Consider the following 1157-nt stretch of genomic DNA (forward strand, 5'->3'; position numbering starts at 1 on the left):
TTGGGGAAGATGCGCACGACATAGGTGCGCCGGCGGATTTCCTCGTTGAGCCGCTCCAGCATGTTGGTGGATTTGAGATGCTTGTGGTGCTGTCTCGGCAGCCTGAAGAAGGTCAGGGTTTGTTCGATGGCATCCTCGGCCCAGCCTGTCAGGCGCGGATAGCGTGCCGACCATTTGGCAAGCCATGCGGCAAGATCAGCCCTGGCCTCTGCGAGATCGCGCCGGTCGTAGAGCCAGCGCAATTCCTGCAGGCAGTCGTCGCCGTGCTTCCTCGGCAGATGATCGAGCGCGTTCCTGAGGAAGTGCACGTAGCAGCGTTGCCAGGCGGCTTCGGGGATCACCTCGCCGATCGCTGCCACCAGGCCGGCGTGATCGTCGGACACAACCAACTCGACGCCCTTGAGGCCGCGCGCCTTGAGGCCGACGAGGAAGTCCCTCCAGGCCGAGCGGCTCTCGCGATTGGCCATCTCCACGGCCAGGATCTGGCGCCTTCCGTCCCAGTCGATACCGACCGCGATCAGCACCGCCTGGCTCATGACAACACCGGCTTCACGCACCTTCTCGTAGCGCGCATCGAGGATGAGGTAAGGAAACGGCTCTTGAAGGGGGCGCCTGGCAAAGGCAGCGAGGCTCTCGTCCAGCCGCTTGTTGATGGCCGAGATCGACGAGGCCGAGAAGGCATGGCCGNACAGTTCTTCCGTGATCGCCTTCACCTTGCGGGTCGACACGCCCTGCACATACATCTCCGCCAGTGTCGCCACCAAGGCCCGCTCGGAACGCTGGTAGCGCTCGAACAGCTCGGTGGAGAAGCGCCCGGCCCGGTCCTGCGGAACCCGCAGCTCGAGCTTGCCGACCCGCGTCACAAGGGTACGGCCGTAATAGCCCGAGCGATAGCCAAGCCGTTCGGGCGTGCGCTCGCTCTTCGAGGCACCCAGCGCCTCGTCCATCTCGGCCTCAAGCACCTCCTGCATCACCGCACGGAGCACTTCGTGCAATCCATCCGGGTTCGAAAGCAAAATGTCTTTGACGGCAGCGCTGGCGGTCTTAACTTCAGTCTTGGTCATGGTGGCGTTCCTTCGCGGGAATCAGGTGACGTGAACAATCACCAGCCTGCCATGACCGCCCCCTCTCAGCGAATTTGCAGAACTCTCAGCACA

The 1157-nt window shown here is 63.1% G+C and carries 1 protein-coding gene; it reads right to left on the bottom strand.

The genetic code is table 11. The annotated features are described in order from the left end of the window. A partial coding sequence (locus X760_RS73525; protein ID WP_023723260.1) for an IS256 family transposase occupies nt 1-1064 on the bottom strand: 1064 nt, incomplete at its 3' end. Nucleotides 1065-1157 lie beyond the last annotated feature (93 nt).

It is taken from the genome of Mesorhizobium sp. LSHC420B00 (assembly GCF_000503055.1).
Lineage (GTDB): Bacteria > Pseudomonadota > Alphaproteobacteria > Rhizobiales > Rhizobiaceae > Mesorhizobium.